The sequence below is a fragment of the Pseudarthrobacter sp. PvP090 genome, assembly GCF_040547365.1.
Classification (GTDB): domain Bacteria; phylum Actinomycetota; class Actinomycetes; order Actinomycetales; family Micrococcaceae; genus Arthrobacter.
In genome coordinates this window covers 40,088-60,398 of record NZ_JBEPPO010000018.1, presented here as the reverse complement: position 1 = coordinate 60,398, position 20,311 = coordinate 40,088, and the positions used below count along the sequence as shown (strand labels likewise).

Below are 20,311 nucleotides of genomic sequence, written 5' to 3'. Positions count from 1 at the left end.
CCTGGAGTATTTAGATATGCGCCCCACCAACCGTGCCTTTTGTTCCAAAGCTGGAATGGCTACTCTCGCCGTCGCCATGGCGACCACAATGGCTGGAGCGTCTGCCGCGCCTGCTCCAACCGCGACGTCCCCTTCCCTGCGTGTCCAAGACGACTTTTCCACCCCTGTGGCCGCCGGTTGGGGAATCCCCGACCTAGGCGGACCATACTCCTACAGCAGCGAAAAGGGGCTGCAGGTCGTGGACCACTCGGCTCTCATCGCTATCGACGCACCGGGATCGGCTCGTGACGTCACCTATAGCGGCGCCAAAGTCGGCGACGTCCACGTTGCGGCCAATGTAAACGTACGGCAACTGCCGTTGCAGGGCAGGGGAGCCACATTCGCGCTCCAGGCCCGTAAGGTCGGCGGATGGTCGTATCGTTCGACCTTGCGCACGGCACCCGACGGCTCGGTTTTTCTGGGTACCAGCCGTGTTGACGGCACGCCGGCAAAGGTGACAGACCTGGGCGCGGAGAAAGCGATGGGTCTAAATGCAGCCGCGGGCCAGAACCTTAATCTTGAATTTGAAGTCATCGGTGCTCAACCTGTGCAGTTGAAGACGAGGGTTTGGGCCGTAGGTGCTCCGCGGCCGGACTGGCAAGTCGTGGCCGTCGACGCCTCTGCGGCGCAGATCCAAGCGGCCGGAGCGACCGGTATGTGGGCCTACACGTCCTCCGGATCAAACGCCGTGCGCTTTGGAGTGCAGCGGTTCGAAGCAATGGACGCACGACCACAGCCGTCGGCACCTGCGCCTGTATCCGCTCCGGCACCAGCACCGGCACCGGCACCTGCGCTGGCTCCCGCCGCCGGTGGTCAGGCTGGTTCCCTCCCCGTCGGCGAGGCCTCGTATCCGTACCCCACAGGCTCCGTCTTCGTGGCACCGGGCGGGTCGGACGCCGCCACTGGCGGGATTGAATCGCCGGTTAGGACGCTCCAGCAAGCGGTTCGGCGGGCCCCCGCCGGAGGTACCGTCGTGTTGCGTGCCGGGGAGTACCACGAATCAGTTATGCCGGAGAACAACAAGAAGCTGACAATTCAAAACTATCCCGGCGAGGCGGCTTGGCTCGACGGCAGTGAAGTCATAAATGGATGGACGAAGTCAGGCAGCGCCTGGGTTCGTGCGGGTTGGAACACCTACTTCGACTCAAGCCCCACCTATAGCCGCGGCGCACCAGACAATACCGCTGTGGGCTGGTCGTTCGTTAGCCCGCTGTTTCCCATGGCCTCCCACCCGGACCAAGTCTGGATTGGCGGCGCGGCACAAAAACAGGTGTCTAGCCGCAGTGCAGTTACAGCTGGCACCTTCTACGTTGATCCGACCGGCAGGGCTCTTTACCTTGGGAGCGACCCCACCCAGCAGACGGTGCGCGCAAGCACGCTGAACACAGCAATTTCGCTCCGTGCGGCCGGCAGTGTCCTGCGTGGCGTGGGCGTAAGGCGCTACGCTCCCTCGGTGCCTGATATGGGCGCCATCGAGGTGAGCCGGCTGGCAGCCAACGGCCAGGTCGAAAACGTAGTGACAACTGACAATGCGACGACCGGGTTGACCGTCAGCGCGCCCGATGTGGTCCTGCGTAAGGTCACCTCCTCGAACAATGGCTTTCTCGGCATCCACAGTGTCTACGCCGATCGCCTGAGGGCGGACGGGGTGCGGGTGACTAATAACAACACCGAGCACTTTAACCAAGTGCCGGCGGCCGGCGGCTACAAAATCACGCGTAGCCGCGACGTTACCGTGACCAATAGTGCTTTCGTGAACAATGACGGCACGGGCTTGTGGATGGACGAATCGGTCTACAACATGTCTTTGACTAACAACGTGATTTCCGACAATCGGAGGCATGGGCTCGTTGTAGAGATATCCGATACTGCGGTTATTGCTAATAACGTGATTCGAGGCAACGCACAGACCGGAATCTACCTCATTAACACGGGGCATGTGGCGGTTTGGAACAACACTGTTGCCGGGAACCGGAACGGTATTAGCATCGCCCAGGATCAGAGGTCCGCCGCAAACACCGCCACGGCCGGACATGATCCGCGCCAGGCCAACCCGGACCCCTCCATGCCGTGGATTGCTCAGGACATTCGGGCTAGCAACAACGTCCTCTCGGCGGGCTCTGACCCGGCGGGCAAACTGCTGATGGTGGCGGATCAAACCCGAACGAAGACCGCCCAGCAGATGGCCGTAGTCGCCAACCACAACCTGTATCACCGGAGCACTGCCGGGGCCCAGACCTCACCGTTCTCATGGTCAGCCGGGACAGCCGGCAGCAGGAGTTATGGTGACCTCGCGACGTTTCGCTTGGCTACAGGGCAGGAAGCCAAAGGCTCGCTGCTCACCGGCGCGGCGGTGGTGACAGCGTCCGGTGGAGTGACGGCTGCAGTCATTTCAGCCGTACCGTCCGTGGCTGCGCAGATACCTGCCAGAGTCAGGGCGCTCACCGGCTTGTCGACATCGTATAGGCTGGGGTCATCCGTAGCGGGAGGATGACCGACTGCCGTGGCCGTTGTCCCGGGGGCTTGGACAAACCGCCACGGCGAAACGTCGTGACGGTTTTACCGGTAGAGGGACCGTGATCGGGTACCCCTGAGTGCCGCAAGATTTTCCTTCACATTGCGGCCAGCCAGCCTCGAAAGCCCGTATCCAGAGTAGCGGGGGATACGCTTTCCCGCCAGCAACCGTCCGGTCAACCTTCCCAAAAGGGTCGTGCGCCGTTGCACTTGCAGTGGCTGGATCGCTGCAACGTTATCTAGGCTGGCCGGGCGGAGGTACACGGCGCCGGCCGCCGCTGCGTCCATGAGAAGTTGATGTCCCTGCTTTGTCCGGGCGATGGCTACAGAGCGTCCCTCCTGGTCTGCAAACACCGGATAGCCATTCTTGTCCGCGTCCCAGTAGTCACCCACCGCGACGTCTGCGTCTTCGCCAACACCGTCTGGGCACAACTTACATCGCCATTGAAGGGTGCGGCCCAGGTGTTGACCCCAGGACTCGTCGTAGGAGATGGACTCGGTGTTGCCGGCACGGTCTTTCACCGCGAAATTCCCGGGCCAGCCGTTGCCCCGGTAGCGCAATTCGGCCACTTCGTCCACCGGGGTACCTAGGGTTTGGGCGAGATGGTCGGTCGCCTTCTGGCTGGGCGTTCCGGCGCAGAAAAAGGACAACATGACAGGAATGGACTCGGCCGCCGCGCCTGTTGACTGTTGCAGCCTCCTCAGGGCGCTGATCTCGCAGGGCTTGCCCACCAAGACGACGTCGCCCTGCTCGTCGTTTATGGCCTGAATATTCGATACCGGCGCATAGCGGGAACCCGCGGAGGCCAGAAACTCCTTTCTGCTCATGATCCGCACGGGCACGGTCCGGGTGGGAGCATCGGGACTGCCCGCGCTGGAAATTGCGGCTTTGATCCTGCCGGACCGCACGAGCCACTCTCCAAGGGCGGTGAGCACCCCGCCGCTGCTGCCGGCGAACCTGATGTCCTCATCGCATGCCCACGCCTCCCAGACAGAGATATACGAGCCAAAGCTCGGATGGTGCTGCGGCCGGTCCGCGGGGCTCGGTGCCCTCAGACGGACGCCAGGACAGACTTCTCTGAAGAGAGAAGCCGCGGGGGAAGTGTCAGGCACATCCCCGGGGGCGTTAGCAAACTCCGGTCGCAAATAGCCTTCCTCGGACAGGACCATGGAGATTCGGTCGCTGATCAGAGCACACGCCCCGCAGCCGCTGCAGTTGTCGTTCGATAGGACTTTGGACACGGCCCGCAGCAGCGAATCCTCTTTCTTGTTCCTCTTCACACGACGCCTTTCCCGTTATTTACATTAGGCGTCGACGCCCGACTTCCACGCTTTCCGGTCGCACGGCGGCTGGGCCGGACCATCCGTCCCGCCAGGTCACGGATTTCCAAAAGGTCGCGTCGAAACGGCGGAATTACCACAGCAATGGCGGTGCAAACGACTAAGGCAGCTCCCACCGCGGCGAGGAGAGCAACCACAGCCGGGAGCTGTCCCAGCGCGGCCGACACACCATAGGAAGTGCCCAACGCCACGCCCGACACGAAGATGATTCGGAGGGCCCCTTGGTAGAGACTCCGCACCGGCAGGGGAGTGCAGCGGGAGAGCCACCAGAAGGACAATGGCCACGTGACGGCCGGGGCGATGGCGTAACCGGCAGCGACGCCGATCACGCCCCACTGGCTGCCCAGGACGATCAACACCACCCTGATAAGGGACGATACAACGGAGTAATGCACCAGGTTCCGGGTCAGTCCCCGGGTGACGTACACCCAGTAGCCAACAAACGCGAGCACTTGGAAGACCCCGGCTACGGCGAGGAGCGAAAGTATCGGAGCCACTCCGCTCCACTCACCTGCGCCCAGGAATACGGCTGTCAACGGGACACTGGCGCCGGCGCCGACGCCCAGCATGAAGCCCAGGCTGTGGCCAAGGGCACTTTGACCTCGGAGCAGGAAAGCTGAGTAGCGTTTCTCATCGTCTTGCAGCCTGGCAAGGATCGGAATCGCTATCCGAGTAGCCGGGGCGCGCACTTGATTCAAAGGGGTCATCAGCAGCTGGAAGGCGCGGTTGTAGTGGCCGAGCGGACCGACGCCGAAACGCAGCCCGATGATCACCGAGTCTGCATTGTTGCTGGCATAGTTGATCAACTGGGTTGCCACGATGTTCCAACCGAACCGGAGCATCCCGTCCATGGACGTCGATTTGGACGGCAGGCCGGGAAACCAGCCCGATCCGGCCGCCACTATAACGAGCATGACGACAAACTGGACCAGTTGCTGCGCCACAAGCGCCCAATAGCCGGCGCCTCCGGCAGCGAGAGCTGCCGCAACGCCGAGCGCAATGGCAGGGGCGATGACGTCTGCCGTTGCAAGCAGGGTAAACCGGAGGTTGCGGTTGAGGTCGGCACGATATTGAGTGGCCATGCCGTTCAGGAGGAAAGTCCATGCCAAGCTTTGCGCGATAGGCACCAAGGCGGGCTGGTGATACATCCAGGCGATCAGCGGGGCAGAAATCCAAACCAGGATGGAGAGCAACAAACCGATGGACGTGTTGATCCAGAACAGATTGTTGCGCTGGCTTCTGGAGAGGGTCTTGGCTTGGATGGCAGCCGTGGACAGGCCGAAATCACGGAAGATGTCCGCGACGCCAATAACTGCTGCGACCATGGCCAGAAGACCGTACTCCGCTGGTGAGAGCAGCCGCGCGAGAATGGCGACGGAGAGGACCTGGACTGCTATTCGTAGGGCTTGTCCGGACATCGTCACGAGGACGCCTCGTGCGGCTTGATTTCCCAGTGATGGCAGGACCTCAGCGTCACTCGTCATACGGTCACCGGGCCTTGTCCCGATGAAAGCTTTCCAGCGAGCGCTGTGCAACGACCAGCAGGTCCTCCGCCTTTGCCAGAACAGAGTCCACCTGCCGCTCGAGGCTGGGAGCGGCACAAGCGGCAAGCGCCACGGCCACGGGATCAGGGTGGCTGCGGAGGTCGACAGTATGGTTCCAACCGAGATCCTGGAACAAGGGAGCAAACTTGCGCGAGTAGGCCAAAGCGACCGCCGGAGTCCCGGATGAGAGCGCGTTCAGGCAGGCATGCATTCGCGATCCAACCACTACGTTTCCGCTAGCCACCAACGTCCTGACGTGAGTGAGCGACGTCGGAATCAGCACCTCGGCCCCGGGAGCGTGCGCGGCTGCAAATTCGCGGATTGCAGGAACGTCATTGTCGGCGACGGGGGAGTCCAGGACATGGGCTAGGAGGCTCACGCTTCTTCCCTCACGCAGCAGCTCCTGATATAGCGAAGCGACGGTCCTTCGGTAGTGGTCGGCGTCCATGTGGGGACCCGGTGCCCACAGGAGCCCCGAGATGTTGAGGATCACGTCACGCTGGGCCGTCCGGAGGGGCTGGGGCAACGCGAACACTACATCTGTGCTTCGCGCATCTACCGGCCGTCCCAGTATTTCAGCCTGGGCGGCACTCGCTGAGTCGCGGGACATGACGGCGGTGGCGGTATTGAGGCTGCGTCGTCCCAGTGCCCGTCCGGCCGTCGAAACAAAGGGGCCTATGGTCTGTGGCCCGAGAACAAGCGGCACGCCGGCTCGACGCACAAGTTCCGCTACCATGCCCATTCCGAAGAGACGCTCCACTCCGTACAGGTCGGCGAAGCTGTCCCCGGACCGAGTATCAATTGCAAGGTCAAAACTTTGTAGCCACTTTTTTAGTCCTCGGTTGCCCGTGACCCACTCCTTGGCAAGGGACTTAGGGCTGCTTAGCGGCATAGGCGCGGTGCCCTTGCCATAGTCCTGGAAGTGGATATCGCAGTCCGGCCATACTCGCTTGACCAAGGCAGCGGTTCCTTCTGCCAGTACGTGCAGCCCAAGGTTGGCAGAGCCTTGATGAGCCCATAGAACTAGGACTCTCATGGCGCAAGGCTCCCTGCCTGGTGAAGGAATGTCCGCCGAATGTCCAATTGTCCCCCTGGCTTAGCACGGCCGCATAAAGCATGGAAGCCGCTGACCGTCTATCAATCCGCACCGGGAATGGAAGACGCCGAGGTAAACCACAATGCTGGTTCAGCGCCCTTTGCCTTGATAAGTCAGCAGACTGCTGGGTCTAATGTAGTTTGTAACTGTGATTTTCACTACAGGTGACGTGGGGGCACTCCGATGTGCGGCCTGCCGGACTCGGGAGAGTGGTAATGACTGATCCGCCCAAGCAGGTATCGCGCCGGAACTTCCTGGCGCTTGCATCGGTTGGTTCACTCCTGTCGGCTTGTACACCCGGCACCGGAACCACAACTGCTCCGCAATCGATTTTCACCATTTCTGACCTGCTCAGTTCGGTCCCCTTCTATATCAGCCACCGCGGATCGGGCGACAACTGGCCCGAACACACCTTGGTTGCGTACGAGAAGTCTCGGGCGCTCGGAGTTGGAGCCCTTGAAATCTCTGTACACGCGACCAAAGACAACGTCTTTGTGTGCCACCACGACTCGAATACTGAGCGTCTCACCGGCGTAAACAGGGAGATCCGGGAGATGACGCTCGATGAGATCGGCCAGTTGCGCAACGATGCCCGGCAGTGGCTCGGTCCTTCCAGTGAGGGGCAGCCGGTTCCCCGGCTTGCGGACGCATTGGAACAGTTTGCCCCCAATTCCGTGATCTTTTTGGAGGATAAATCTGCTATTCATACCCAGCAGCTGCTGGACCTCATGGATTCCTTCCCGGACAGCACCAAGCACTTTGTGTGGAAGCAGCAGGCGACGTCGGACCGGTATAAGGAGGCAGCCGCTCGCGGCTACAAGACGTGGGGCTATTTTTCCCCTGACGACTTCGGCAGCTTCGCCTCACGGGCGGCTTTGTTTGACTATGTCGGCATATTCCACTCGGCCACGGACGAACAGTTTCGGGAGTTGGCCAGCTATGGTAAGCCAGTCGTCTGCTGGGAAGTCCACACCCGCAGGCAGCGGGACCGTTTGCTGGACCTAGGTGTGACGATAATGATGTGCTCGAATGCCCCCTACGTAATGACGGACAAGGCTGCGGCGACGGCGGATCAATTTGCAGGTGGCCTCCGGGCTAACGGCGACCTTCCGTGGACTACGGACCGGGGATGGGCGGCGCAACCTGCCATTTTGCCCGCGAGCCGCTCCCTGAGGCTCGAGGGCGGTGACAACCCCGCCTATCGGATGGGCTCGATGTGCCCCATCGGAGGCAACGCCTACAAACTTAGCTTTGAGATGAGGTGGCCCGACGCTCTGCCCGACGAGTCCCAGCATGCCGGTGTTGCCCTTGCCATGGACACAGACGAACCGTACCGCGTCCTGAGGAGTAGCGGCAGCGCAGGTTACCACGTCATTCTTCGCCGTTCCGGGGACATGGAACTCTTTGTGCGTGAAGCGAACGCGGTGACAGGGAATCAGTTGGCGCGGGTCCGCACGCCGGCGCCCCGGAGCGGGACGTGGATGAGCTTCGAACTTGAGGTTACGCCGGAGCGCCTGAAGCTTACACGAGTCGACGGCGACCCACGGACCCTGACTTCCGACAACCGCGCGCACCGCGGCGGGTACTTTTCCCTTAACAAGAATTACGGGGAGGGCCCGGCGGTGGAATTCCGGTCCATTTCCGTTGTCTCCCAGTCCTGACGCAGCGAGCGCGGACCGGTCCCTGCGGTGTCTGCCTCCCACGGACCTCGAACGCCACCGAAGGCCTGAACCTACTCAACTGTCTTCCTGAACGCCTCCTTGCCCGGTGCCGCCCCGGAAGCTTCGCCCTCTCAGCCGCGACGGGCTCGTGGTCACCGAGATGGAACACCACGCCAACCTGATCCCGTGGCAGCAGCTGGCGGAACGGACCGGCGCCACCCTGCGCCACAGTCCGGTCGACTACGCGGGCGCGCTGGACCTTGACGCCGCCGCCCGCATCGTCGGCAGCCGGACTCGCGACCTTGCCTTCACCCATGCCTCCGACGTCCTCGGCACCATCAACCCGGTGGCCGCACAGGGGCCCTCGCACCATGGGGCGGGCTGGCTTCCTGCCCAGCCCGCAGCGGTTCGAGGCCGGAACGCAGAAGATCTCGAAGGCGGCCGTCGCGCTCGCCGAGGCCGCGGGGGCCAGCGCCGGCGAATGCGCTGCCTATGGAGTGCCCAGAGAAGTGCCCAGAGGCAAAATTCGCGACTCCCAAAGTCCCCGGCGACGGCCAGCGCCGGGTAGCTTTGGTGAAAATGATCCTGGGGAAACTGAATGAGACACCATGCGTTCGGGTTGCAGCCATGACCGCCGCCCTGCTGACGCTAAGGGTGTTGACATCGTGCGGAGTTATGAAAACGGGCGGATCAGGGACGGCCGTACCCACGCCCAGCTCCGCTAGCTCGCTTCCTGATTCCAGTACCTCCCCGCTCACGGAAACATGTGCGGGTTACCTTCCGTCGAGCCCGTGCACGACATACACGGGCATTTCCGGAACGACAGACAGCAAATACCTCCCTTGGGTGGCCGCCGGCGGCATCAAGGCACAGCTGAACTCCGCGAACGGTCAACGTCTCCTGACCGTGACAACCAGATGCGGACCCCTGGGCGGGCCAGCGACAGCCAGCGGTAGCACGCTCACTGTCAGGGACATCGCGACCGGTGCGATGCGGTGCATCGGCGAGGGCGGCGACCAGCGGCTGTGGGTGCTGGCCTTCCTGAAACGGCCCATTGAACAGAGCTTCAGCCAAAGCACGCTCACCTGGAAGAGCGGAACAGACACACTCAGCAAAAGCGAGTGGATCCCTACGCGTCAGGGTTGGATGAGGCCAGCGGCTCATAGCAACTTCGCTTAATCTGTAGGGCGAGAATCAGGAACATCACCAATGTCTGTCTCCACGATTTCCCCGGTGCGGGAAGATGGGTCCTTGAGCAATTCTGGCCCCCGCGCCGGTGGGCCGTCCCCTCGAAGGTCGTTCACCCCGGCACAAAAGCTGGCCCATCTGAATGCGTATCAACAGGCCTGTGACGACGGCACCGGCGGCGGGGCATACCTGCGCCGCGAGGGCCTGTATTTATCCCAAATCACCGAGTGGCGCAAGCTCCGCGACGCCGGCGTCCTGGAGGGCAAGAAGGCCGGGGAAAAGATCGGCAAGCCCACTGCTGAACAGGCAGAAATCGGGCGTCTACGCCGGCAGCTGGAGGTGAGTGAACGCAAGCTGGCACGGACTGAAGCTGCGTTGTCGATTATGGAAAAAGCACGACTGCTTTTGGAGGATATCTCCGAAAGCGGGGAGCAGCAGCCCTGGTACAAGAAACCCTGATGTCCGCCTACACCGCCCTCACCGGCGCGGACATCTAAACCAGGGAAGTGGCCGTGATCGCGGGGGTCCCCCGGGCCACAGCGACCCGCAAAGTCCGGACCCCGGCGGAAGACCCGCTGCCTGCCCCGGCACCGGCAAACAAGCTCTCAGCGGCAGAGCGCGCCCACATCCTGGCGACCGTGAACTCGAAGGATTTCATCGACCTGCCGCCGGTGCAGATCTATGCCCGGCTCCTGGATGAAGGCATCTATCTGTGCTCAATCTCCACGTTCTACCGCGTCCTGGAGGAGAACCGGCAGGTCAAGGAACGCCGCCGACAGTCACGCCACCCGCCCCGGGCCATTCCCGAACTGGTTGCGTCCGGGCCCGGACAGGTTTACAGCTGTTATGCCGATGTTGGTCTGTGATCCCAGGTTCCAGGCGGTGGACGGGGTGAAAGGGTCGGCATAATCACAACATCGCGAGGAAGGCCAGGACGGTGTCGGTGGGCTGGTAGCGCACCCTAGCCGCGATGCCGGGTGGGGTGACTTTTGCGATCGCTTCCTCCTTCACGGTCATGTCGGCGTGGAGGTAGACGTTTGTCGTGCCGATCTGTTAGTGGCCGAGCCAGAGAGCGATGACGGTGGTATCGACGCCGGTGTGCAGCAGCCGCATCGCGGCGGTGTGGCGCAGCGTATGCATGGTCACGTGTTTTCCGACCAGCGAGGGGCAGGACGTTACAGCCGTGGTGATGGTGTGGTGGATGCGGTGCTCGATCGCGTCACGGCTGAGACGTCGGCCAGTGCTGGTGGTGAACAGCGCGGCATCGGAGGGGCCACTGTGTTCGGAGATCCATTCATTCATAACGGTGACGGTCGCTGGCAGCAGCGGTGCGGCGTTCTTTGCGGCCCTTGCCGAGGCAGTGGACGTGCGCGCCGACACCGGTGTGGACGTCTGCGATGGTGAGCCCGATGATCTCGCTGATGCGCAGCCCGGTCTGGATCGCCAGGGTGAACTTCGCATGGTCGCGGCGGCCGGTGCGGGTGTCCTGGTCGCAGGCGCGCAGCAGTGCATCGGCTTCGCTGGGGTCCAGCCAGGTGACGATGTTGCGGTGCATTCTCGCCGCCGGGATCGCCAGGACGCGTTGGATCACTTCGGCATGCTCGTGGTTGCGGAATGCGGCGTAACCGAACAAGGAGTGAATCGCGGCTAGGCGGGCGTTGCGGGTGCTGAGGCTGTTGCCCCGAACTTCCTCCAAATAGTGGAGGAACCCGGTGATGGTGTCGGCATCAGGATCGCTGGTTTCCACCAGTGAGGGCGTCTTGCCTTTCAGACCGCAGACGTAGCCGAGAAGCAACGTGAACGTATCGCGGTAGGCAGCGATTGTATTGCCGCTGGCCTGGCGCTGGGTGACCAGCCGGTCGGTGAAGAACGCTTGCAGCAGCGGGGCGAGACTGTTCATGATTCTGCCTGTTCCCGGGTGTTCGCGGCATCAAGGCGGGCGGCAGCGTGAGCGAGCAATTCGGGAACGGCGCTCAGATACCAGTAGGTATTCGCCGGATCGGAATGGCCCAGATGGATCGACAGGGCGGGCATCTTCGCGGCAACATCGGCCTCGTCGCGATACCAGCCCAGCAGCGTGTTCACCGCGAACGTATGCCGCAGGTCGTGCATCCGTGGCTGCCGCGCCGCAGTGCGTAGTCTTGCGGCAGTAGAAGCGTGCACCCAGTTATCGCGAACAGTTGCGTATTCCACCGTTCGCCGTCTGCGTCGGTGAAGAACGCTGGCCTCCGACCGTGGCGCTGGTCATCGCGCCCGTGTGCATAGCGTCGAGAGCGGCAGTGGCGGTCGGGTGGAGCGGAACCAGCCGTGGGTCGCGCCCCTTTCCCCGACTGATCAGCAGCACTCCGGCATCCAAATCGGCGCTGTCCCTGTCCAGTGCGAGGGCCTCCCCGACCCGTAGTCCTGTGGCCGCCAGCAGCGCAAACAACACCGGGTAAGTCTGTGTTCGCGGCCATGAAAAACTGCCCGTAGGCGGCCATAGAACTCGCCCATGGGCACAAACTATTGGCCATTGACATCCACCGCCTGGAACTTGGGATCATAGACCAACATCGGCATAATCACAACATCGGCATAACAGCTGTAGTGGGTATCCGGTTAGCTCAGGTTGTGACGTTCGGGTTCGAATCATGGGAGACGATTTGGCGGTAAGTGGCGGGAGCCTGCTGGGCCCCCAGACCGAGCAGAAACTGGAACGCCGCCATCGGGGTGCTCCGGCGGTTGTAACGGAACGTGAATTCGTCCAGGTAAACCTGCAGGTGCTCATTGCCCACAGAGCGGTGCGTACCCCGCAACCAGGTCTTGAAGTTGCTGATGGCGCGGTGCACGCGGGAAGGACCGGGTCCGTGTCGTCCGCCTTCTTGGCGGCCCGCTGGGAGCGTCGCCGGTGCTCGTAGCCGGCCTTGGCTAACGGGACGTATCCCATCCAGCCGTCGGTGTGGACGATGGCCCCCGCAGCTACGGTCTCCTTCACAAAAGTGCATAACGTCTCGCCGGATGCATTCGGGATGATCCTCATACGCACGCGTCCGGACCCCTGCCCGCGAACCTCTACCGCGACCACCACCTGCACGGCCTTTGCGGTGAGATTCTTGCCGCCACGGCGCCCGGTCTCGCGGCCTCCGACCTCGCATTCATCAACCTCGACCTCACCCGTCAGCAACGTGCGTTCGGGGTTCACCAGGGCGCGCCGCAGCTTGTGCAGCATGGTCCACGCCGTTTCATAGCGGCTCAGTCCGAGTTGGCGTTGCAACTGCCGCGCGGAGATCCCCGGTGTTCCAGTCGTCATCAGGTAAGCCGCCCAGAACCAAAGGTGTAGGGCGGTGTGCGTCTTGTGCAGCACCGTTCCGGCGGTCAGCGAGACCTGGTAATGGCAGGCAGCGCATTCCCAAAGCCCGCGTGTGGCGATCGGCCATGCCGATTGCCCCCTGCATCGGGACAGACATAGCCCTTAGGCCAGCGACAGTCGAACATGTAGTCCAGGCAAGCCTGTTCGTCGCCAAACCTCGCTTGAAACTCCAGGATCGTCCGCGGAAAGTCTGGTCTGGCCATGTTCCCAAGCTACCTGAGCTAACGGGATACCCACTACAGCCGTTATGCCGACGTCGGCATAACAGCTGGGACATCGCCAAATTAGCTGGCCCGATCAAGGGCAAATACTACGATTGCTACGTCATGATCGACATCTATTCGCGCTACATTGTCGGCGCCTACGTCCATGCCCACGAGTCCGGGGAACTGGCGGTGGAAATGATGAAGGAAATCTTCGGCATCCACGGCATCCCGCAGATCGTCCACGCCGACCGTGGCACCTCCATGATGTCCAAAACAGTCGCAGCCCTGCTCTCGGACCTGGAGGTCACCCGGTCCCATTCCCGGCCGCGGGGCAGCAACGATAATCCGTACAGTGAGGCCTGGTTCAAATCGCTGAAGTTCGCCCCGGCCTTCCCCGAACGCTTCGGTTCCCTGCCCGACGCGAGGGCCTTCAGGGGCTCCTTCGTCGACGGGTATAACCACACCCATTGCCACACCGGAATTGGACTCAACACACCGGCAGACGTGCACTACGCACTGGCCGCCTGCAAAGCCCTTGAACGCGCCAAAACCCTGGCCGCCGCACGGGCAAAACACCCGAACGATTCACCACCAACAACGACCCCAAGATCATCGCCATCCCCGACGCCGCCTGGATCAACAAACCAGCCGATAAAACCGACACAAAGCAGCAGCCTAACTCCCACTGGCCTCATTCACCTTGACAAATTCCGGATCCGTGGGCTAAGCCCATACTGGGGCTTGACTCAACTGCCAAGTTCATCAAAATCCCGATTTGACGCCGGACGGCATTGACGTCCAGGGCGCGCCGGAGACCTTCAGCGTGATGTTGCTTTGTCCGGGCATCCGGTCGGCCGTGATAGTGCGCACCGAGGCGGTGCTGAATGCGCGCCGGCCTGATCGCCGCCGACAAGCCGTCCCCGGGCAGCCGTTTTCCGGCACGGGTCCGTTGCGCCGGAACCAGGCCGGCAATTCCTCCTAAGTTCAAGCGGGACCCGCGTAACACCGGAGGCCCGGCAAGTAGAGACCACGCTGCCCGGGTACGGGGACCGCGTAGCCGGACCCTGCGCGAGCCAACGGGCGGCCGCCGTGGCAAGTACCTTCGATCCCGGTTCCTTTGCAAGCTCCCGCGAATTCGAGTACGGACTACCGGTGCGCGGGTGCCGTCCGGTTCGCTAAATTATATTCAGCACCAGAAACCACCGGACAAAGAATCCCGACGAGGTATCCCGACAAAAGGATCCTCACGAAGAACTTCAGACGGTGGAGCCATGCCAGCGACTGCGGCCCAGGCACCCGATGAAGCTGCCGGGACCGCCAGTGCGGTGAACAATGGTCGGCCCTGATGCAGCTAACAAAAAGATCACTTCCGAAAGGTCTCCCAAAATGGTTCCCGCCCCGTGCGTGAACCCCTTTGACGGAGCCGACGGCGTCGGAACCTTCTGAGACCGAGGTTCCTCCCCCCAGCCGCCGTCGGCTCCCTAAGCTTTCAGTGGCCCCAGTCCTGGCTCGGCCGCCCGGTGGACGGGCGGCCGTGCCAGACCTGTGACGGCGCGGACCAGGATCATGCCGCGATGCGGCAGCCCCCCGGCCTTCGGCCCGAACAACACACGCGTGGCAGGGCACCAGCCACTACGAATGCGGGACGAATCCGACTACTTGGTTTTGAACCCACAGCCACTCGCTAATCCTGAGTACACCTACGTAGCCCAGGTCCCGCAGCCACGACGGTAATCGAGTAGCAGTTACGCATCCAGAAATTTACCGCTGTCAATAAGTTGGACCTATCGGTAGTCATAACTTTGATTGCGAAGGTCTCTCTCATGTTTCAGCAAGAAGCCGGCCTGCCTGCGGGCAGCGGCAGAACAGATGTGATGTCAGCCGCCCAACATCCGGGGAAGGGGCGGCAAGAGAAGAACTATGCCCGGCAAAAAACCGTTGAGGACGTCGTCGCGGCGCTGACATCGGGATCGGGCTGCGGGGCAATAATTGTTGGGGAACACGGGGCTGGAAAGTCCTTTATTGCCCAACGGGCCCTCGAACAGCTGGGGGATGACTACTTGGTGGTTCAGGTCCGGGGCAGTTCCATTTCATCCAAACTCCCCTACGGGGCCCTGAGCGTACTGCTCAACGAACTCGATGCCTCCCACCTTGAGCACCCACTGATGGTGCTGCGGGGCTTGACCCAACTGCTGCACACCCGGGCCCAGGGCCGCAGCGTCGTGCTCTTTGTCGATAACGCCCATGACCTCGACGAGCTTTCCACCATGATGGTTGCCCAGCTCTGCGCCGGCGGACACGTCCTGCTGCTGGCGGCGTGCGTGGACCTGCCCAATCTCGGCAGCGACATCATGGGACTCTGGAAGGACGATCTGCTGCGCCGGGTGGACCTTGGCCCCTTCGATTTCCACGAAACGGCCGACAGCCTTGCCCAGGAGTACGGCGGACATTTCTCCCACACCGCGGCGCGCGCCCTCTGGAACGCCAGCGGCGGCAACGCCCTATTCCTGCACTCACTGGCACGGGAGCAGATCAAGCTCGGAATTATTGTCCGCCACGAGAATTCCTGGGTTTTGGGGGACAGGCCCGTGGCACTGGCCGGTGAAATCCGGGACGTGCTCAAGGCCCGCCTGAACCGGCTCAGCCCGGGCCAGCGCGATGTATTCGAGCTCCTGTCGCTCGCCGGAGCGTTGCCCCTTCAGACCCTGATGAGTGTGTCCCGGGCGCAGGACATCGACACACTGCAGGAGCGGGCGCTGATCCGCGTCAGCCATGACCACCCGCCCATGGTGAGCATCGCCAACCCGGTCACGGCCGGAATCGTTGCCAGCGTAGTCCCGCCGGGCCGCAGTGCGGAGCTTCGCCGCCGGTTGGGAGCGGTCCTCCAGGACCAGGACCTCAGCGACTTCACGGGGTCTACAGCCGTGGCGTGGGCGCTGGACTGCGGGGAAGAGGTGGAGCCCAGACTGGCACTGGCGGCGGCACGCCTCGCTAACAAGGCATCCGACCCGCAGTCCGCCCTGAGGTTTGCCCGGGAAATCGCGGGTGGAGGGACGCTGGCGGACGTAGCCGTCGAATCTGCCCGGGCATTCATCTCCCTGCACAATGACGAAGCAGCCCGACGCGTCCTGACTGACGTCGAGCAGCGGGCGGGTGACGGACTGGCACTGGATGAGTGGGCCTCGCTGCAGCTGCTTTGGGCTGAACTGGACCGACGCAGCCCCGCACCACCGGCGACCGCCCTGGCCAGGTTGCAGGAGATTGAACTGCGGCTCACGGTGTCCGGGGATTCCGTGGCGGGCCATGGTTCGGTGGCTGACAAGGTGCGCCTGGCCTATGCCGAGCTGGCCGCCTTCGAAGGCCGATATGGTGATGTCCTGCAAATGTTCGAGGACACGGACTCCGGCGACCTCGGCAGCGAATCGAAGATCATGGCCGCTAGTCTGCTGTGTGAGGCGAAGGCGGTCACTGGTGACGTCCTGGGCGCTGTAGGTCTCGGCAGGCAAGTCATTCTCGCCGCTGGCGCCCTCGATCTTTCCGACGGGTCGATTCGGGAAATCCGCGGCAGATTCCTGTTGCTCCTGCTGGTGTCGGCGAAGTTCCGGGAGGCAGCGGACTTCCTTGCCGACACCTCGGAATCCTGGGACGAGCAAGCCAGGCTGGGAGGCATGTTCGAGATCGGCCAGGGGGTCGTGGACCTCCATCGCGGTCACCTCACGGGGGCCATTCAGCGGCTGCAGTCCGGGGTATGGCAGCTCCGGGTGCATGATCCGGACGCCGTGGCCGGACTCGCGACCGCTGCCTGCGCTTATGCCTTCGCGCTTCAAGGCGATGAGGAGAAAGCCGGCGCCCTGCTCGTGGAAGTCGAGGTGCAGCAGCCCCGGGCGTCGTGGCTGGTGAAGCGGATGACTCGGTACTTTGAGCTGTCCGCCAAAGCGGAAATCGGCCAGAAGACCGAGGCCCTTCGCGCGCTGAAGCTGGAAGCCGACATAGATACGGACGCGTCGGCGCTTGCCACCGGCCTGCAGTTCCTGTCGGCCGTAGCCCGGCTGGGTGATCGTCAGGCAAGCCAGAAACTCAGTGATCTTGCGGATCAGGTCACGGGGCAATTCGCCAGCTTGTGCTCCCGGCTGGCGGAAGGGTTGGCGGATGCCGACAGCGAGGAGTTACTGGCCACGTCCAAGGATGCCGATGCAGCAGGCCATGCGGTTTTCGCCAGGGATGTGACGAGGAAAGCGGTCAGCTGCGCCAACGACGCCGGGAACCGCATCTCACTCCGGATGGCCCAGCGCACGCAGCAGTCCTTGGAGGACCGGTTCGGCAACCCCAGGAACGGCGTGCTCTCGCTGCTGACCTCGACCTTGACTGCCCGGGAATCTGAGGTAGCAGTCCGGGCGGCCGCGGGAACGTCCAACCGGAAAATCGCTGACGAGATGCACGTTTCCGTCCGTACGGTTGAGGGTCACCTTTATCAGGTGTACGCGAAACTCCACGTCGCGAGCAGGTCGGAACTCAAAGATGTCATCTCCGGTCCAGTGGAACACGCCCGCCTCGGCTAACCGACCCGGTGCCCCAACCTCCGTGTCGTCCGACCGGACCCGGCCTACTCATCTTCGGGCGGTCCGGGAGCCGCCGTGCTGCCGCAGGGAAGGCCGCTGGTGGAAAGCCTGACTGAGTCCGCCACCTTGGTTGGCCGGTCCGGCATCGTCAAGGACATCGTCAGATGCCTGCGCGACGGCGGGACCTCCGGCGCCCTCATCGTCGGCAACCCAGGCACCGGGAAGACCGCCGTTTCGCGGGCGGTTATCCGCGAGCTCCGGCCACACACGGCCGTTATCCGACTCGCAGCAACTCCGGCCCTGTCTGCTGTGCCTTTCGGCGCTCTCTCGCCTTATCTCGGCGAGCTGCCCGCCCACGATCTGGATTCATTTGCTGCCGTCGTCAAGGCCGTGACCGACGGGATCAAGTCCCAGCCCAGCAGGCCGCTCTTCGTGATCGATGACGCCCAGTGCCTGGACCGCGGGACGACGCAGCTTGTGGCGCAGGCCGTAGCGACCGGTGCTGCCAGCGTCCTGGCCACGTGCCGGCCGGGTTTGCTGATCCCCGAGGAATTCCTGGCGCTCTGGGACGACGGGATCCTGGCGAAGTTTGACCTTGAGCCGCTCAGCCGGGCCGAGGTGCACCAGCTCTGCGAGCAGGTGCTCCGTGCCGATGTCTCGCCCTGGGCCAGTGCGCTGTTGGCAGATGCTTCCGCCGGTAACCCGTTTATGCTGCTGTCCCTGATCGAACATGCACGGGACACGGGGACCCTGGCATTGCGCCACGGCACCTGGTTCCTCATCTCATCTCCCGCCCTGGCCGATATTCCGGTGGCCGACCTGATCGGTCACGAACTGCGGTCGATGTCACCCGAGGAAAGGACCGCCGCCGCGATTGTGGCCCTGGCGGGACCGTTGTCGCTGGGCCAGCTGCTGGGGTTCGGCGGACCGAAGGCAGTCGACGCCCTGGAAAGGGCCGGGATTATCAGCGTGTCACGAGGAGCCGACCGGACGGTCCGTCCCGCGAGCCCGCTGATAGGCGAGATCATTCGCCGTTGGGTTCCGGCGGGAAAGAGCGCCGGATTGCGGGCCAGCTTCGTGTCACTTCCTCCGGGTGGGTCAGTGCCCGCGGACGCATTCCTGAACCGGATCCGGTGGGCGCTGGACTGCGGCGCCGCCGTGCCGGCGGACGAGCTCCTCAAAGCGGCTTGTACCGCCAACGTCGCGCTCGACGCCCCGACCGCGTTGAGGACCGCGGAGGCGATCTCCGATGATGCGAAACTTCCCGAGGCCCGGGTGCAGATGGCCTACGCACGGTACCTGCAGGGCGACCGCCAGCACTCGGCACGGCTCCTGGCGCTCGCGGAACCCATTCCCAACGAAAACTCCCGCTATCTGGCGGCCCTGTTGTCCGCCCGGCTGGCGGGACGGACACGGTTGCCGGCGAACGGCGTTGCCTCCGCCCTCAGCCGTGGGGGCGCCGCCGGGCCGGGGCCATCGTGGCTGGACCTGGCCGCGGTTGCCCGGGCGGGAGGCACCGCAGCCAGCCCGCCGAACGGGACTCAGTGGAACGGCGGCCAGGAAGACCGTGAGGGCGGGCTCAGCCGGCTCGTGGTGGCCGCGGGGGAGCGGCAGGAAATTAGGATCCCGGCTGAGTCGCTGCTCGCCGAACTGCTCTGTGCCAAGGGCCGGGTGGTGGACGGTCTTGGGCTAGCCCGCGAGGCCTGGCAGGGTGCGCAAAGCGCCAGCCTGGCACTGCCGCTCGTGTACGAAGACCTCCTCGTGCGGTACAGCCTGAGCCTGAACTGGGCCGGGGAATGGGACGCGCTCGCCGCAGCCCTCGATGAGTACGAGGCTGACTATCCCTCGCGGCTGCTGCTCAGCGGTGGCATCCTGCACTTGATGAGGGGCCTGGCGCGGGTCCGTCAGGGACGCTTTCCCGAGGGAATTGCCGAACTCGTTCTTGGCGTCGAGGATCTCACCATTGCCGACCCCTGGGAATTGCTGCCCTTCGCCCATTCCGTCGCAGCATACGCCGCGTCCGTGGTGGGTCACACACGGGAGGCGGACGAGCACGCTGCCGCCTTCCGGCTGTCCCGCTACCGGGGGCCGGGGGCCATCCCGCTTCTCGCCGAAGCGTACTCGACCGCGGCCGGCGGAGCGCCTGGTGGTGTTTCCGAGGTCGGCAAGAGGCTCGCGGGCCTGGCGGAGGAGGCCAAACGGCAAGGTTTGCGGGGGATCGAGACGGACATCAGAAGGATTGCCGTGCGCCGCGGCGACACACAAGCGGCGGACGGCCTGGCCCGAAGCAGCCTCGCCGTTGAGGGGCGGGAAGCCGGCATGCTGCATGACTATGCGCTCGCGGTGCTTCACGCCGACGACGCCGAACTCGTCAGGATCAGCGACATGGCATTGCGCGCGGGCTATGTCTTGCTGGCGCTCGAAGCAGCGCAACAAGCGGAACGATGCCTCGCCGAAACCACGGACAAGCGGAAATTGCTGGCTGTCCAGCGCAAGATCCACAACCGGATGACGGCCGCCGGAATGTCCGCCCACATTGACCTGGTCCGGCCTGAACAGGATGCGGAACTTACCGCCAGGGAAGCCGAAATCCTGGACCTGGTGTCCGGCGGAGCCACAAATGCTGAGATAGCCCGGCGGCTCTGCGTGTCCCAGCGGACCGTGGAAGGACACCTCTACCGGGTGTTCGCCAAACTGGGCGTCAGCCGGCGCGTCGACCTCATCGATACCGGCGGCGATCCACACCGGCCCTGAGGCCCTCCCAGAGCGACAACACAGGGGGACAACACAGGGGGACAACACGGCGGGACAACA

General features: G+C 63.5%; 13 protein-coding genes and 3 pseudogenes. 9 read left to right on the top strand and 7 right to left on the bottom strand.

Features of this window, described 5'->3' with window-relative positions; translation table 11 throughout:
- Nucleotides 1-238: 238 nt before the first annotated feature.
- Nucleotides 239-2,533 carry a right-handed parallel beta-helix repeat-containing protein gene (locus ABIC21_RS18335; RefSeq protein WP_354351806.1) on the top strand — a complete coding sequence of 765 codons (2,295 nt, stop codon included), beginning with the start codon at nt 239-241 and terminating at the stop codon, nt 2,531-2,533.
- 65 nt (nt 2,534-2,598) lie between these two features.
- On the opposite strand, the gene ABIC21_RS18330 is transcribed toward ABIC21_RS18335, so the two are convergent.
- The 3 genes from ABIC21_RS18330 to ABIC21_RS18320 are packed head-to-tail and all read right to left on the bottom strand — an operon-like array spanning nt 2,599 to nt 6,474.
- Entirely contained in the window at nt 2,599-3,834 is a 1,236-nt protein-coding gene (locus ABIC21_RS18330; protein ID WP_354351805.1) for a Coenzyme F420 hydrogenase/dehydrogenase, beta subunit C-terminal domain, read from the bottom strand.
- Nucleotides 3,831-5,378: a lipopolysaccharide biosynthesis protein gene (locus tag ABIC21_RS18325; RefSeq protein WP_354351804.1), complete on the bottom strand. Its 1,548-nt coding sequence runs from the start codon at nt 5,376-5,378 to the stop codon at nt 3,831-3,833. The genes ABIC21_RS18330 and ABIC21_RS18325 overlap by 4 nt, the downstream gene beginning before the upstream one ends.
- 4 nt (nt 5,379-5,382) lie before the next feature.
- Nucleotides 5,383-6,474 (bottom strand): polysaccharide pyruvyl transferase family protein, encoded by a 1,092-nt coding sequence (locus ABIC21_RS18320; RefSeq protein ID WP_354351803.1) that lies wholly within the window; start codon nt 6,472-6,474, stop codon nt 5,383-5,385.
- Between the two features lie 275 nt (nt 6,475-6,749).
- On the opposite strand from ABIC21_RS18320, the gene ABIC21_RS18315 reads away from it, so the two are divergent.
- The 4 genes from ABIC21_RS18315 to ABIC21_RS18300 all read left to right on the top strand — a co-directional run bounded on the left by ABIC21_RS18315 (nt 6,750) and on the right by ABIC21_RS18300 (nt 10,249).
- Entirely contained in the window at nt 6,750-8,195 is a 1,446-nt protein-coding gene (locus tag ABIC21_RS18315) for a glycerophosphodiester phosphodiesterase (protein WP_354351802.1), read from the top strand.
- Nucleotides 8,196-8,301: 106 nt separating this feature from the next.
- Nucleotides 8,302-8,763 (top strand): aminotransferase class V-fold PLP-dependent enzyme, encoded by a 462-nt coding sequence (locus ABIC21_RS18310; protein WP_354351801.1) that lies wholly within the window; start codon nt 8,302-8,304, stop codon nt 8,761-8,763.
- 641 nt (nt 8,764-9,404) lie between these two features.
- Complete coding sequence (locus ABIC21_RS18305; RefSeq protein ID WP_354351800.1) at nt 9,405-9,842, top strand: hypothetical protein; 438 nt, start codon at nt 9,405-9,407, stop codon at nt 9,840-9,842.
- A gap of 47 nt (nt 9,843-9,889) precedes the next feature.
- Nucleotides 9,890-10,249, top strand: a complete 360-nt coding sequence (locus ABIC21_RS18300) for a helix-turn-helix domain-containing protein (RefSeq protein ID WP_354351799.1) — start codon at nt 9,890-9,892, stop codon at nt 10,247-10,249.
- Nucleotides 10,250-10,436: 187 nt separating this feature from the next.
- On the opposite strand, the pseudogene ABIC21_RS18295 reads toward ABIC21_RS18300, so the two are convergent.
- From ABIC21_RS18295 to ABIC21_RS18280, 4 genes and pseudogenes are all read right to left on the bottom strand, one after another.
- A pseudogene (locus ABIC21_RS18295) lies at nt 10,437-10,938 on the bottom strand (tyrosine-type recombinase/integrase).
- Nucleotides 10,939-11,279: 341 nt separating this feature from the next.
- Nucleotides 11,280-11,576: a site-specific integrase gene (locus tag ABIC21_RS18290; protein WP_354351798.1), complete on the bottom strand. Its 297-nt coding sequence runs from the start codon at nt 11,574-11,576 to the stop codon at nt 11,280-11,282.
- On the bottom strand, nt 11,551-11,814 hold the full coding sequence (locus tag ABIC21_RS18285) for a tyrosine-type recombinase/integrase (RefSeq protein WP_354351797.1): 264 nt from the start codon (nt 11,812-11,814) through the stop codon (nt 11,551-11,553). The genes ABIC21_RS18290 and ABIC21_RS18285 overlap by 26 nt, the downstream gene beginning before the upstream one ends.
- 172 nt (nt 11,815-11,986) lie before the next feature.
- Nucleotides 11,987-12,935 (bottom strand): annotated as a pseudogene (locus ABIC21_RS18280) (IS1595 family transposase).
- A gap of 63 nt (nt 12,936-12,998) precedes the next feature.
- Here ABIC21_RS18280 and ABIC21_RS18275 point away from each other — a divergent pair.
- The 4 genes and pseudogenes from ABIC21_RS18275 to ABIC21_RS18260 form a co-directional block, all read left to right on the top strand.
- Nucleotides 12,999-13,642, top strand: a pseudogene (locus ABIC21_RS18275) (transposase); the annotation flags it as partial.
- 71 nt (nt 13,643-13,713) lie between these two features.
- A complete protein-coding gene (locus ABIC21_RS18270) occupies nt 13,714-13,920 on the top strand; it encodes a hypothetical protein (RefSeq protein WP_354351796.1) in 207 nt (68 codons plus the stop codon).
- Between the two features lie 892 nt (nt 13,921-14,812).
- Complete coding sequence (locus ABIC21_RS18265; RefSeq protein WP_354351795.1) at nt 14,813-17,497, top strand: LuxR C-terminal-related transcriptional regulator; 2,685 nt, start codon at nt 14,813-14,815, stop codon at nt 17,495-17,497.
- 99 nt (nt 17,498-17,596) lie between these two features.
- Entirely contained in the window at nt 17,597-20,251 is a 2,655-nt protein-coding gene (locus ABIC21_RS18260) for a LuxR C-terminal-related transcriptional regulator (RefSeq protein WP_354351794.1), read from the top strand.
- Nucleotides 20,252-20,311: the final 60 nt, after the last annotated feature.

What these genes read in the sequence shown, in the direction of transcription:
- ABIC21_RS18305 (WP_354351800.1), top strand. Translation starts at nt 9,405, where the DNA reads ATGTCTGTCTCCACGATTTCCCCGGTGCGGGAAGATGGGTCCTTGAGC.
- ABIC21_RS18315 (WP_354351802.1), top strand. Translation starts at nt 6,750, where the DNA reads ATGACTGATCCGCCCAAGCAGGTATCGCGCCGGAACTTCCTGGCGCTT.
- ABIC21_RS18265 (WP_354351795.1), top strand. Translation starts at nt 14,813, where the DNA reads ATGTCAGCCGCCCAACATCCGGGGAAGGGGCGGCAAGAGAAGAACTAT.
- ABIC21_RS18325 (WP_354351804.1), bottom strand. Translation starts at nt 5,378, where the DNA reads ATGACGAGTGACGCTGAGGTCCTGCCATCACTGGGAAATCAAGCCGCA.
- ABIC21_RS18320 (WP_354351803.1), bottom strand. Translation starts at nt 6,474, where the DNA reads ATGAGAGTCCTAGTTCTATGGGCTCATCAAGGCTCTGCCAACCTTGGG.